The organism is Anaerobacillus sp. QJM3NY_32 (genome assembly GCF_056173645.1).
Window position 1 is genome coordinate 4,062,658 of record NZ_CM149684.1, and the last position, 13,268, is coordinate 4,075,925.

At 43.4% G+C, this 13,268-nt stretch carries 17 protein-coding genes; 2 read left to right on the plus strand and 15 right to left on the minus strand.

What is annotated here, in order from left to right; all coding sequences use genetic code 11:
• Position 1: 1 nt before the first annotated feature.
• The 3 genes from AC0VYH_RS20780 to AC0VYH_RS20790 are packed head-to-tail and all read right to left on the minus strand — an operon-like array spanning position 2 to position 1,913.
• Positions 2-1,030 (minus strand): NADH-quinone oxidoreductase subunit C, encoded by a 1,029-nt coding sequence (locus tag AC0VYH_RS20780; RefSeq protein WP_475373074.1) that lies wholly within the window; start codon positions 1,028-1,030, stop codon positions 2-4.
• Positions 1,027-1,545 carry a NuoB/complex I 20 kDa subunit family protein gene (locus AC0VYH_RS20785; RefSeq protein ID WP_194218394.1) on the minus strand — a complete coding sequence of 173 codons (519 nt, stop codon included), beginning with the start codon at positions 1,543-1,545 and terminating at the stop codon, positions 1,027-1,029. Before AC0VYH_RS20785 ends, AC0VYH_RS20780 begins: the two co-directional genes overlap by 4 nt.
• Positions 1,536-1,913 (minus strand): NADH-quinone oxidoreductase subunit A, encoded by a 378-nt coding sequence (locus tag AC0VYH_RS20790; RefSeq protein ID WP_194218393.1) that lies wholly within the window; start codon positions 1,911-1,913, stop codon positions 1,536-1,538. The genes AC0VYH_RS20785 and AC0VYH_RS20790 overlap by 10 nt, the downstream gene beginning before the upstream one ends.
• A 120-nt stretch (positions 1,914-2,033) precedes the next feature.
• Here AC0VYH_RS20790 and AC0VYH_RS20795 point away from each other — a divergent pair, with 120 nt between their 5' ends.
• A complete protein-coding gene (locus AC0VYH_RS20795; protein ID WP_475368183.1) occupies positions 2,034-2,507 on the plus strand; it encodes a YbgA family protein in 474 nt (157 codons plus the stop codon).
• 103 nt (positions 2,508-2,610) lie between these two features.
• On the plus strand, positions 2,611-3,171 hold the full coding sequence (locus AC0VYH_RS20800) for a DUF1697 domain-containing protein (protein ID WP_475368184.1): 561 nt from the start codon (positions 2,611-2,613) through the stop codon (positions 3,169-3,171).
• Positions 3,172-3,228: 57 nt separating this feature from the next.
• Here the strand turns inward: AC0VYH_RS20800 and AC0VYH_RS20805 are convergent, their stop codons facing one another.
• The 12 genes from AC0VYH_RS20805 to glyA all read right to left on the minus strand — a co-directional run bounded on the left by AC0VYH_RS20805 (position 3,229) and on the right by glyA (position 13,136).
• Entirely contained in the window at positions 3,229-3,630 is a 402-nt protein-coding gene (locus AC0VYH_RS20805) for a F0F1 ATP synthase subunit epsilon (protein ID WP_194218390.1), read from the minus strand.
• Between the two features lie 102 nt (positions 3,631-3,732).
• Entirely contained in the window at positions 3,733-5,142 is a 1,410-nt protein-coding gene (gene atpD, locus AC0VYH_RS20810) for a F0F1 ATP synthase subunit beta (protein ID WP_194218389.1), read from the minus strand.
• Between the two features lie 311 nt (positions 5,143-5,453).
• Positions 5,454-6,317, minus strand: coding sequence for a F0F1 ATP synthase subunit gamma (locus AC0VYH_RS20815; RefSeq protein WP_194218388.1), 864 nt, complete (start codon positions 6,315-6,317; stop codon positions 5,454-5,456).
• A 49-nt stretch (positions 6,318-6,366) separates the two neighbouring features.
• Positions 6,367-7,875, minus strand: coding sequence for a F0F1 ATP synthase subunit alpha (atpA, locus tag AC0VYH_RS20820; protein WP_194218387.1), 1,509 nt, complete (start codon positions 7,873-7,875; stop codon positions 6,367-6,369).
• A 19-nt stretch (positions 7,876-7,894) separates the two neighbouring features.
• Positions 7,895-8,449 (minus strand): F0F1 ATP synthase subunit delta, encoded by a 555-nt coding sequence (locus AC0VYH_RS20825; RefSeq protein WP_194218386.1) that lies wholly within the window; start codon positions 8,447-8,449, stop codon positions 7,895-7,897.
• On the minus strand, positions 8,446-8,955 hold the full coding sequence (gene atpF / locus AC0VYH_RS20830; protein ID WP_194218385.1) for a F0F1 ATP synthase subunit B: 510 nt from the start codon (positions 8,953-8,955) through the stop codon (positions 8,446-8,448). The genes AC0VYH_RS20825 and atpF overlap by 4 nt, the downstream gene beginning before the upstream one ends.
• A gap of 106 nt (positions 8,956-9,061) precedes the next feature.
• Positions 9,062-9,274 carry a F0F1 ATP synthase subunit C gene (atpE, locus tag AC0VYH_RS20835; protein WP_121681967.1) on the minus strand — a complete coding sequence of 71 codons (213 nt, stop codon included), beginning with the start codon at positions 9,272-9,274 and terminating at the stop codon, positions 9,062-9,064.
• Between the two features lie 67 nt (positions 9,275-9,341).
• A complete protein-coding gene (gene atpB, locus AC0VYH_RS20840; protein WP_194218384.1) occupies positions 9,342-10,052 on the minus strand; it encodes a F0F1 ATP synthase subunit A in 711 nt (236 codons plus the stop codon).
• A gap of 19 nt (positions 10,053-10,071) precedes the next feature.
• Positions 10,072-10,440 carry an ATP synthase subunit I gene (locus AC0VYH_RS20845; protein WP_194218383.1) on the minus strand — a complete coding sequence of 123 codons (369 nt, stop codon included), beginning with the start codon at positions 10,438-10,440 and terminating at the stop codon, positions 10,072-10,074.
• The gene (locus AC0VYH_RS20850; RefSeq protein WP_475366149.1) at positions 10,441-10,671 is read right to left on the minus strand and encodes an AtpZ/AtpI family protein; all 231 of its coding nucleotides are present in this window, start codon (positions 10,669-10,671) and stop codon (positions 10,441-10,443) included.
• A gap of 378 nt (positions 10,672-11,049) precedes the next feature.
• Positions 11,050-11,679, minus strand: a complete 630-nt coding sequence (upp, locus tag AC0VYH_RS20855) for a uracil phosphoribosyltransferase (protein WP_159786319.1) — start codon at positions 11,677-11,679, stop codon at positions 11,050-11,052.
• 209 nt (positions 11,680-11,888) lie between these two features.
• Complete coding sequence (glyA, locus tag AC0VYH_RS20860; RefSeq protein WP_194218381.1) at positions 11,889-13,136, minus strand: serine hydroxymethyltransferase; 1,248 nt, start codon at positions 13,134-13,136, stop codon at positions 11,889-11,891.
• Positions 13,137-13,268 lie beyond the last annotated feature (132 nt).

The following is a 13,268-nucleotide window of genomic DNA, read 5'->3' on the forward strand; positions in this document are numbered from 1 at the left end:
GCTACACCTCCACATCATACGGCTCATAATCTTTTCGAAGGGGATGCCCTACCCAGTCATCAGGCATCATAATTCGTGTTAAATTGGGATGCCCTTTAAACACGATGCCAAGTAAATCAAATCCCTCACGTTCGGGCCAGTCCGCCCCTACCCAGAGGGACGTGAGGGAATCAATAACTGGTTCGTCTCGATCTATCTTCACCTTGAGCGCTACGCTCTGGCTGTTCTGATAGGAGTAAAGATGATTGTAAATTTCCATATGCGATTCAAAATCTGTTCCATGTGTTTCTGAAAGATAGTCAAAAGCGAGAAGCTCATTGTGTTTAAGAAATTGGGCGAGCTTCAAGTACGTGTGTTTTTTAGCAACGAGCGTCGGAACGTCTTTTGCAAGACGATTAATATAAGCGTCTTCTAAAAGATCGTCACCAAGATTTTGTTGAATGATGTGAAGATAGCGGTCAAGGACAGGTTGATTCGGTGAAGGGGTCTCTTCTACAGGCTCTTCGTTTTCTTCAGATGCTTTTGCTTTCGCCTTTGCAGCCGCTACTGCTTTCTTTTTTGCTAGATCGGCATCGGTATCCCCATCTTTGCTTATTGCTTCATTCTGCTGCATTTCTTTTTGCTTTTTGATAGCCGCCGCTTTCGCCTTTGCGGCTGCTACTGCTTTCTTTTTCGCTAGATCAGCGGCTCCATCTTCGCTAGTTGTTTCATCCTTCTTCAATTCTTTTTGCTTCTTGAGAGCTGCTGCTTTGGCTTTTGCTGCTGCGACAGCCTTCTTTTTCGCTAACGCTAGGTCGTCTGACTCTTCACTTACTGATTCATTTTTTTCCAGTTCTTTTTTCTTCTTGAGGGCAGCTGCTTTGGCCTTTGCAGCAGCCACTGCTTTTTTCTTCTGAAGCTCTAGGTCGTCTGCAGGTTTCTCAGCTTCAGCAGCCTTCTTTTGTCGTAACTCAGCGGCTTTCCGTTTTGCCTCTTCGACCGCTATCCGCTTTTCTTCTGCTAGCTCTTCAGGTGTTTTGCCATCTGTCATCGATTGGTCACCCGCTTTCCGGTTCGAGCTTCATAGCGAATTTTTTCCTGTAATTTATTAATTCCATAGATAAGTGCTGCTGGATTAGGTGGACATCCAGGTATATATACGTCGACAGGTACGATTTGATCGACCCCTTTGACGACCGCGTAGGAATGAATATAAGGGCCACCAGCTGTGGCACACGAACCCATGGCGATAACCCATTTAGGTTCAGGCATTTGGTCATAGAGACGCTTTAGCACAGGAGCCATTTTCTTCGTTACGGTTCCTGATACAATCATGACATCAGACTGTCTTGGCGATGTTCGAAAAAATGTTCCAAAGCGATCAAGGTCGTAATGGGAAGCCCCTGAACCCATCATTTCAATTGCACAGCATGCGAGACCAAAAGTAAGCGGCCAAAGCGAATTACTCCTGGCCCAGGCCTTTACGTTTTCAAGCGTTGCCAGGAACACATTCTGCTTCATTTCTTCATATTCTTCCGGTGTAATATTCTCTAAATTTATATCCATTTCAGCACCTTCTTTTTCCATGCGTATAGTAAGCCAATTAAGAGCATGACAATAAAGATCATCATTTCGATGAACGCAAAGAAACCAAGCTTTTGATAAGCTACCGCCCACGGATATAAGAAAACGGTTTCGACATCAAATATCACAAAAAGCAGTCCGAATAAATAATAGCGAACGTTATACTGGATCCAGCTTTGGTGAAACGGCTCTATGCCGCTTTCATAGGTTGTTTGTTTCTCAGGTGTTGGTTTTGAAGGACGAAGGAATCTTCCTGCTGTTAGGGCAACAGCTGGAAGGAGAAGGCCAAGTAAAAGAAACATCATTACGAAGAGATAACTATTTTGGTACACGTTAAGCGATTCACCCATTCAGGTCTCTCCTCTCATCGTGCTGTAAAGTTGCTAGTCTTGTATACTAATTCAACATCCCAACTCTTATTCTTGCTTTTATTTGTAAGTTTTTTTAAAATTTCGAACAGAGGTGATCGTATGCCAGACAAAAGAATCAGAACGCTTACAGAGAAACTGTGGGCAAAAAACAAATATACCGTGATGGCAAAGGGATATGAACATTATCAAAAGGTGGGAGAAGCATTAAAAAACGCTCAGTCTCATGAAGAGCTAGTTGATGTTTATGATCTCATCAGTGAAAGCTTAACTCTCCCCTATACTAAAAAAGGTATGCGGACAACACTCCAACATATGTGGGGCTATTTCAAAAAACAGGCAACAAGTGAGGAAAAAGAAGATTTTTTTATAACGTTGAATCTACGAATCACTCCATCATCGCCCCTAACCGATCAAGACATTGAAAGCATTCGTAGCCATCTTGCCGTATTACTTAAAAAGTACCCATCCGATTACTTGTTACAAAGCAGCTTTGTGCAAACGAGCAGGAAGTGGAATGAAGTATATGATCAAAAACAACTAAAAACAATTTCTAGAAATGATTATTCTGAATGAAATAATTGAAATTGTGGAGGATTATCGCTTTAGCACATCGTAATTAAATCATGACTAGTTTCAAATCTGAGGCATATCAAAGTGAATAAAGGGTGGGACAAGAATGACGAGCTATATTGGATTATTAAGAGGGGTTAACGTTGGTGGAAAAAACAAACTAAAGATGGCTGAGTTACGAGATGCCCTGACAAAGGAAGGCTTTCTACATGTGAAAACGTATATACAAAGTGGAAATGTCTTTTTTGATTCAGAAGAATCGGAAGATGGTTCAAGGAGAAGAATGGAACAAATCATCAGCACCGAGTTCGGATTGAAAGTGCCTGTATTAATAAGATCTGCAACAGAGTGGCAAAGCATGATCGAGAGTTGTCCGTTTCACGAGGAACAAATTGCAAAAGCGCAAGAAAAGGCTGTTGGAGAAAGCCTTTATGTAGCTATGTTAGCGGAACCACTCCGGGCAGATGCTAAAGAAAAACTTGTTTCATATGCTTCTGAGAAAGAAGAATGTGAGCTGATCGGAAGAGACGTTTTCCTTCTGTTTCATGATAGTATTCGAAATTCAAAGCTTGCGACCTACTTAACTCGAGTCAATGAGTATGCAACAATTCGAAATTGGAAAACCATTAATAAGATAGCTGACATGCTCCCTAATAATGTAACTTAACACCTATATTTCCGCGAAAAAAAGCACCAGAGGAACGTCTCCTCTGGTGCTTTTTCCTTATTTACCTGCCAAATCCAGGCGGTTGATTGCACGCTTAAGCGCTAGCTCAGCACGCTTGAAATCAACATTATCCTGCTTCGCTTGATTTAAGCGTTCTTCTGCTCGTTCCTTCGCAGCACGTGCACGTTCCACGTCAATATCGGAAGGTAGCTCTGCAGACTCAGCAAGGATCGTTACCTGCTTTGGTCTTACTTCAACAAACCCACCGCTAACGGCCAGTACATGCGTGTCAGCTCCATTTTTGAAGCGAACTGCATTGATTGTAAGAGGGGTAACTAGTGGAATGTGTCCTGGTAAAATTCCTAGCTCACCGCTAGTTCCTTTTACGCTGACCATTTCAGCTTCCCCTTCGTATACCGGGCCGTCAGGGGTGACTACACTGACATCCAATGTATTCATTGTACCCCTCCCTGGGTGTGATCGTAATTAGAAAAGCTGGCTTATCGCCCAAATAGCCAAAAGTGGGAGCGAAGGCCCATAGGTCTCCACCCTACTTTTTATTTACGCCATTTGTTTCGCTTTCTCAACTACTTCTTCAATTGTTCCAACAAGACGGAATGCGTCCTCTGGAATATCATCGTGTTTACCATCAAGGATTTCTTTGAATCCTTTGATCGTTTCTTTAACTGGTACGTAAGAGCCTTTTTGTCCAGTAAACTGTTCAGCTACGTGGAAGTTCTGAGAAAGGAAGAACTGAATGCGACGAGCGCGGGAAACAGTTAGCTTATCTTCGTCAGAAAGCTCATCCATACCAAGGATAGCGATGATATCTTGAAGTTCTTTGTAGCGCTGAAGTGTTTGTTGCACTTCACGCGCAGTATTATAGTGCTCGTCCCCAACGATTTCCGGAGAAAGCGCACGGGAAGTTGAAGCAAGTGGATCCACCGCTGGGTAGATACCTTGCTCAGAAAGTTTACGTTCAAGGTTAGTTGTTGCATCAAGGTGAGCAAACGTCGTTGCCGGAGCCGGGTCAGTATAATCATCGGCTGGTACGTAGATTGCCTGAATTGAAGTAACAGAACCTTTGTTAGTTGAAGTAATACGCTCTTGAAGTTGACCCATCTCAGTAGCAAGTGTAGGCTGGTAACCTACTGCTGATGGCATACGTCCAAGCAATGCCGATACCTCTGAACCAGCTTGTGTAAAGCGGTAGATGTTATCGATAAAGAGAAGAACGTCTTGTCCTTGCTCATCACGGAAGTACTCTGCCATTGTAAGACCTGAAAGGGCAACACGCATACGTGCACCTGGTGGTTCGTTCATCTGACCGAATACCATTGCTGTTTTCTTAATAACGCCAGAATCAGTCATCTCGTAGTAAAGGTCATTACCTTCACGCGTACGTTCACCAACACCTGCGAATACCGAGATACCGCCGTGCTCTTGGGCGATGTTGTTGATCAGTTCCTGGATAAGTACCGTTTTACCTACACCGGCACCACCAAATAGACCGATCTTACCACCTTTAACGTATGGTGCAAGAAGATCTACTACTTTGATTCCTGTTTCAAGGATATCAGTAGTTGTTGAAAGTTCATCAAATACTGGTGCTAGACGATGAATCGGATCGCGGCGAACTTCGCCAAGTTCTTCATTAAGGTCAATTTTCTCACCTAGTACGTTAAATACACGTCCTAGTGTAATATCCCCAACTGGAACGGAGATTGGTGCACCTGTATCTAGAGCATCAACTCCACGTACAAGACCGTCTGTTGAACCCATTGCTACGGTACGAACAGAGTTATCGCCAAGGTGAAGCGCGACTTCAAGCGTCAATTCGATGCTCTCTTCGGCACCAGTTTGAGCGATATAGTTAACTTTAAGGGCGTTGTAGATTTCTGGAAGCTTTCCGCTCTCAAACTTAACGTCTACAACCGGACCCATAACCTGGGTAATGTATCCCTTGTTCATCCTGTTCCCTCCTAACTTGCTTTAAGCTGCCTTTGAAAGTAAGTCTTTCAAATAGCATTTATGGTTTATCGTAGTATTGTCCAGCTACACGAGCCAAATCCTCCGGCTGTTTCACCCATTCGATTGAGACATAAACCGTCTCATTCTCATGGCTTCCAACAACCTGCGGATTTAAACGGGCTCGTTCCGCTTTTCGTCTGTCCAGCTACAGTGGCCAGGCCCTCGAGTCGCTTCACCTTTTCGATTGAACACAAAGTGCGTGTTCATTCCAAAAGCCTCCAGCGCTTGTCGGGCCTAAACGGCCACTTCCGCTATTCTAACGCTGCCGCTCCACTTACAATCTCAGTAAGTTCCTGAGTGATTGAAGCCTGACGAGCACGGTTGTAAGAAAGTGTAAGATCGCCGATAAGATCGTCCGCATTGTCCGTCGCACTTCTCATCGCTGTCATACGAGATGCATGCTCGGCTGCTTTCGCATCAAGAAGCGCTCCGTAGATCAAGCTTTCGGCATATTGAGGAAGTAGTACTTCAAGAATTTCTTCTTCAGATGGCTCATACTCATAGCTTGCGAGTGATTTGCCTTCGCCCGTCTCAATATCCGTTAACGGAAGAAGTTTCTTCTCCGTTAAATCCTGCTGAATGGCACTTACATAGTGGTTGTAATAAAGATAAAGCTCATCGAAAGCTCCGTCTTCAAACATACCTACTGTTCGAGATGCAATATCCTTAATGTCTGCGAAGGCAGGCTGATCTGAAAGACCAACAATGCTTTCTACGACAGGCATTCCGCGCTTTTTAAAGAAGGAAAGTCCTACTTTACCAGCTACGATAATTGCGTACTCATCTGTAGAGTTGTGACGCTCATTAATTGTTCTATACACATGACGTAGTACCGAGCTATTGTACGCTCCAGCAAGTCCACGGTCTGATGTGATAACCACATAGCCCGTTTTCTTCACTTCACGGCTTTCTAGCATCGGATGACGTACGCCACTTGATCCATTTGCAATGCTTCCGACAACCTCTTGAATTTTCTCCATGTATGGAACGAATGACTTCGCATTCATTTCAGCACGGTTCAATTTCGCAGCGGAAACCATCTGCATCGCTTTTGTAATCTGCTTTGTTTTCTTAGTCGACGTAATTCTCGACTTAATATCGCGTAAAGATGCCACTCATTTCACCACCTTTTAAGCTGGCCACGGCGTTTCCGCCGCATCCCTCTTATTCAGATACTGCGAAGCTCTTTTTGAATTCTTCGATTGCACCGTTGAATTCTTTTTCATCAGGAAGAGCTTTTGTTTCACGAATTGTATTGAAAATGTCTTTCTTATTGTGTTCGATCCATGTCATCATTTCAGATTCAAAACGCTGAATGTCGCCAACTGGGATATCATCAAGGAATCCACGAGTTAGTGCGTAAAGAATAGCAACTTGCTTCTCAACTGCAAGTGGCTTGTTTAGTCCTTGCTTTAGAACTTCAACCGTACGAGCACCACGGTTCAGCTTCGCTTGAGTTGCTTTATCAAGGTCAGATCCGAACTGAGCGAATGCTTCTAGCTCACGGTATGATGCAAGGTCAAGACGTAGTGTACCCGCAACCTTCTTCATCGCTTTAATCTGAGCGGAACCACCTACACGGGATACAGAAAGACCGGCGTTAACCGCTGGACGTACACCCGAGAAGAAGAGATCAGATTGAAGGAAGATCTGTCCATCTGTGATGGAGATTACGTTAGTTGGGATATAAGCTGATACGTCACCAGCTTGTGTTTCGATAAACGGAAGGGCAGTTAGTGAACCTGCTCCTTTTGCATCACTAAGCTTCGCTGCACGCTCAAGAAGACGTGAGTGAAGATAGAATACATCCCCTGGATATGCTTCACGACCTGGAGGACGACGAAGTAGTAGGGAAAGTTCACGGTAAGCAGAAGCCTGCTTTGTTAAGTCATCGTATACAACAAGAACGTGCTTGCCGTTATACATGAATTCTTCACCCATTGTTACACCAGCATATGGTGCTAGGAAAAGAAGCGGAGATGGCTGAGATGCACCAGCTGTTACAACGATTGTGTAATCAAGGGCACCCTGCTTACGAAGCGTTTCAACAACGCCACGTACCGTAGATTCTTTCTGACCAATCGCAACGTAGATACAAATCATATCTTCGTCTTTTTGGTTCAAAATTGTATCGATCGCAATTGAAGTCTTACCAGTCTGACGGTCACCGATGATAAGCTCACGCTGTCCGCGTCCGATTGGAATAAGAGAGTCAATTGCTTTGATTCCTGTTTGAAGTGGCTCATGTACTGATTTACGATCCATAACCCCTGGTGCTGGGCTTTCGATCGGACGAGTTTTTGTTGTTCCAAGTGGGCCCTGTCCATCAACAGGTTGTCCAAGTGGGTTTACAACACGGCCAAGAAGCTCTTCACCGACTGGAACTTCCATGATGCGTCCAGTACGACGTACTTCATCGCCTTCACGAATTTCAGTGTATGGTCCAAGGATAATGATACCAACGTTGCTCTCCTCTAGGTTCTGAGCCATACCCATAACACCGTTTGAAAATTCAACAAGCTCTCCTGCCATCACGTTATCGAGACCGTGGGCACGAGCAATACCATCACCAATTTGGATAACGGTACCAACATCATCAACTTTAACATCAGTTTGATAATTTGCGATTTGCTGCTTGATCAGCGCACTGATTTCTTCAGCATTGATGCTCATGCATATTCACCCCTATCTTCTAGCTCTTCGCTGAAACTAATTCTCGTTCCATGCGTTTAAGTTTTCCGCTAATGCTACCGTCAAAGATGCGATTGCCAATACGTACTTTAATACCACCGATTAAAGTAGGATCGATCACATTCTCGATCAGAAGCGTTGTTTTGCCTACTCGTTTCGCAAATACTGCAGAGACCTTCATCTGCTCCTCTTCCGTTAGAGGCTTCACAGAATAAACTTTCGCTGCCGCTTTTTGCTGCTGCTCATAAGTAAATCTTTCAAATTGACTAACAAGATCAAAAACGATTGCAACACGCTTTCGTTCGATCAATGTAAGAAGCGTATTCATAACAGGTGCTGATAGAGAAGATCCAAAGCTTGTTTGGATAAGCTCTTTCTTCTGTGCTTCTGTAAATTTCGGATGTTCAAACACGTTCATTAGGTTCGGTGTTTGATGAAAAACATCCTTTACTACGACAAGCTCATTCTTGACTTGCTCGACGTTATCGTTCTCACGAGCGATGTCAAAAAGAGCACCGGCATAACGCTTTGCGATTACTTCAAGATCTCTACTCATTTCTGATCGCCTGCCTGATCAAGGTACTCATCGATCAGCTGCTTTTGAGCGCGCTCATCCAGTTCCTTCTCGACAACTTTTGAAGCGATCATAACGGATAGTGATGCAACCTGCTCACGTAGAGAGGCAACTGCACTTTCACGCTCACGCTTGATTTCAGCAGTAGCTGCTTCTTTCAAACGCTCAGACTCAATACGAGCCGCTTCGATCAATTCCTGACCTTTTTGGTCAGCCATTTGCTTTTGGTTCTCAAGCATAGCTTTTGCTTCCTGACGAACACGCTTCATTTCGTCGCGCTGCTCATTCAAGAATGCTTCCGCTTCTTTGCGGTTCTTCTCAGCCGCATCAATTTCGTTCGCAACGTGCTGCTCACGCTCTTTCATGATGCCCATAAGAGGTCCCCATGCAAACTTCTTTAATAATGCAAGAAGCACTAAAAATGCAAAAAGTTGGAAAATAATATCTCCTGCAGCAAATCCTGCTCCTAGAATTAAACTATTGAACACCGTGTTCACTCCCTTCAGAGGTCATACAAAACGAATGGCGAAGGTTTCATTTCGAAACTTTCTCCGCCATCATGAAACGATCCAAAATTACTATAAAGTTCTTAAATTATTGACCTAGTACGATGAAGGCAATAACAACACCGATGATCGGCAATGCTTCAACTAGTGCGATACCGATGAACATTGTTGTTTGAAGAGTTCCGCGAAGTTCTGGTTGACGAGCGATTCCCTCTACTGTACGTCCTACGATAAGACCGTTACCAATACCGGCACCTACTGCCGCTAAACCTACTGCAATTGCAGCTGCAATTAAACCCATGCTAAACTTCCTCCTTATAATTCATAAAATAGTTTTTTATATAATGAAAACTCATTGATACCTTTTTTTAATGGTCATCTGCCACTTTGTGTGCCATGTAAACCATCGTTAGCATTGTAAAGATAAACGCTTGAATTGTACCGACAAAGATACTGAATCCTTGCCATGCGAGCATAGGAAGAAAGGCTCCAAGCGCTCCAGCGAATGATGCTCCACCAAGTCCTGCGAGAAGTCCAAGCAGAATTTCACCGGCGTAAATGTTTCCGTAAAGACGTAGACCAAGTGTTAATGTATTGGAGAATTCCTCAATTAACTTAAACGGGAATAAGAATTTAAGAGGACTGAAAAATCCTTTTCCATATTCCTTAGGTCCTTTCATTTTCACACCGTAATAGTGTGTAAGAACCACGACCATCGTTGCTAGTGTTAGCGTGATTGTCGGATCTGCAGTTGGAGACTTCCACCAGAGTTCTGAATCGACTGCAATGGCGAATGGAAGACCAAGCATATTTGATACAAAAATGTACATGAGTAGCGTCATCCCAAGAAACAGGAAGCGCCCACCGGTTTTCCAGTCCATCGTACTTCCAATAAGTCCTTTAACAAAGTCCATCACCCACTCAATGAAGTTCTGCAATCCCGTAGGACGCATTGCTAACGAGCGAGTTGCTACAACAGCAAGGATAAATACAATAGCAGAAGCAATTGTAATCATAAGAACATTGGAAAGATTGAAAGTAAGTCCTAGAAAGTCATGTGTAGGTGCATGATGTTCCAACAGCTTTTCACCTCTCTTCCTACTTAAAGCGTATTTTGGATATTGAATCTATGAGAATGATAATGTAGGTGATCATTAACCCAATTACCACACCTAGCAAGCTGAAGTGTTCCGGATATCTTGTTGCAATTGCAACGGCTAGTCCAGCAACGGCCAGTCTCGTTAAAAAACCGAGTGACTTTGCCTTCTTACCCTCTGCAGCCGCTTCACCAAGACGATTAATCTTTCGGAACATATTGAATAGGTTGTAAATACTGAAAATAGTGCCAAGAATTAACCCGAGGAATAATGCTTTATATGAGGTAATTCCCCAACCCATCACGAAAATGGCGAGCAAATACAGGGTGAGTTGCATGTAACGGCGGAAACTTTGAGTATATTCTGTCATCTAATCTTCCCCTGTAAACTTATGTAGAAGACGAACCAATCCATAAATCCCTCCGCCCAAACCGAGCAAAAGGCCAATAATAAGAAAAAGTGGAAAGGTGTCGAATAGGCTGTCCATCCACTTGCCTAGGAACACCCCAGTAAGGATCGATCCAACTAGATAAGATAGAATGGTTGTATAGAGTGCCATCGCCTTCAAATCAAGCGCCCCTTTGCTATAAAGGTGAGTCATTGAAAAGCATATTTTGAGCAAATGAAAACCTTATCACTATACCCTTTGTAAGTCTACAATAGGGTGTACTTGATGTCAATGCGTTTAGGGGAAATGGTGTGATCAAATTCACAAATAGAAAAACACTCAAAAAACCCAGTAATACCAAGGATAGTAACGCTTACACGAGCAGAGATGTGTTATTTAGACGAAACAGGGAATCATTCCCTATTAAATACAGCGGAATTTGTCACCTTTTTTTCACATTTGTCGTCATCCGCACATTATTTCACCGATTCATTGAACCATTCTTGACCTTTCAGACACTCCTCTTAAATCGTGTTTCCTTACTTCCAATCAAAAAACCCCTTCCGTTTAGGGAAGAGGTTTTGGAATCCTTTATTTCGTTCCGTATAAGCGGTCTCCTGCATCACCAAGACCTGGAACAATGTATCCTTTTTCGTTTAGCTTCTCATCAAGACCAGCAATGTAAATATCAACGTCAGGGTGAGCTTCGTTCAGAAGTTCCACGCCTTCAGGTGCTGCGATCAGACACATCATTTTGATGTTTTTAGCTCCGCGCTTTTTAAGGGAGTTGATGGCTTCAACAGCTGAACCGCCTGTTGCAAGCATTGGGTCGATCACGATAAATTCGCGCTCTTCAATGTCAGCAGGAAGTTTCACGTAGTATTCTACAGGCTGAAGCGTTTCAGGGTCGCGATATAGCCCTACGTGTCCAACTTTTGCAGCTGGGATTAGTTTCAGAATGCCGTCTGTCATGCCAAGACCGGCTCTTAGAATTGGAACAAGTCCAAGCTTCTTACCAGAGAGAACTTTTGATTTCGCTTCTGTTACAGGTGTTTTCACCATCACTTCTTCAGTCGGAAGTTCTCTTGTAATTTCATAAGCCATAAGTGCTGCCACTTCGTCTACAAGTTCACGGAACTCCTTCGTTCCTGTTTTCTCATCACGAATGTATGTAAGCTTATGCTGAATCAACGGATGATCGAACACGTATACTTTACCCATCGTATGCACTCCCCTTTTCGTTTTGGTTTCGTTCCTAAATCTTCTTCGCAATTCTACATAAAAACACGGTTTGATTCAAGGCTTTATAAGATGATGAAATATTCACGCTCTTCCTATTAAGTTAGCAAGACTCTTTCTTGGTGTCGATTCGTCGTTTTTTCTCTATAAAAACGCCGGAAGTTCATAGGCTCCCGGCGTGTACATCTATATTAGTAGGAAATACTTTCGTACATTGGAAATTTATCCGTAAGTTCCTGAACACGTTTCTCTGCTTTTTGAAGCTCGTCTTCGTTCTCATGATGCTTCAATACGTCACCAATAATACTAGCGATTTCTTCCATCTCTGCTTCACCAAAGCCGCGTGAGGTAACAGCTGCTGTTCCAATACGGAGACCGCTCGTTACGAAAGGACTTTGTGGATCAAAAGGAATCGTATTCTTGTTTGTTGTAATCCCGATATCATCAAGTGCTTTTTCAGCTACTTTCCCTGTCATATCAAGACTCTGTAGATCTAGAAGAACAAGGTGATTATCGGTACCATTAGAAACAAGATTAATCCCCTCTTTTTCAAGTGCTGAAGCGAGTTTCTTCGCATTCGCAATCACTTTTTCGGAGTAAGTTTTAAACTCTTCAGAAAGTGCTTCACCAAATGCTACGGCTTTCGCTGCAATCACATGCATCAACGGACCGCCTTGAATTCCTGGGAAAATAGACTTATCAATTTTCTTCGCGAATTCTTCTTTACAAAGAATCATTCCTCCACGAGGTCCACGAAGGGTTTTATGTGTTGTTGTTGTAACGAAATGAGCATGTGGTACAGGGTTTGGATGATGACCTGTCGCCACTAGACCAGCGATATGAGCCATGTCGACCATAAGGTAAGCATCCACTTCATCCGCAATTTCACGGAAACGTTTGAAATCAATTTCGCGTGGATAAGCACTTGCACCTGCTACAATTAATTTCGGACGATGGGTTTTGGCTTTCTCAAGAACGTCATCATAGTCAATACGCTGTGATTCTTTATCTACACCATACTCGACGAAGTTATATTGCACGCCACTGAAATTAACAGGGCTTCCGTGTGTAAGATGGCCACCATGAGAAAGGTTCATTCCGAGAACAGTATCTCCCTGCTCAAGAATCGTGAAATAAACAGCCATGTTCGCCTGTGCCCCTGAGTGAGGTTGAACATTCACATGCTCCGCGCCAAAGAGCTGCTTCGCACGGTCTCTTGCAATATTTTCAGCGACATCGACATATTCACAGCCACCATAGTAACGACGACCGGGATAGCCTTCCGCGTACTTGTTCGTTAGTACTGATCCTTGCGCCTCCATAACGGCTTCTGATACAAAATTCTCTGATGCGATAAGTTCAATCTTGCTGCGCTGTCTACCAAGCTCGTCTTTCATTGCCTGTAAAAGTTCTTGATCCTGCTTTGCTAGGTTTTGCATTGATATCCCCTTTCCATCCCACACATATTTCCATTCGTCAACACGAACAGTTGTGATGCAATCTCGATTGCATTGTACCACAGAAGTTTGGATCCGTATATTACTTAAACGAACTAATTTATTGTTCGGTTT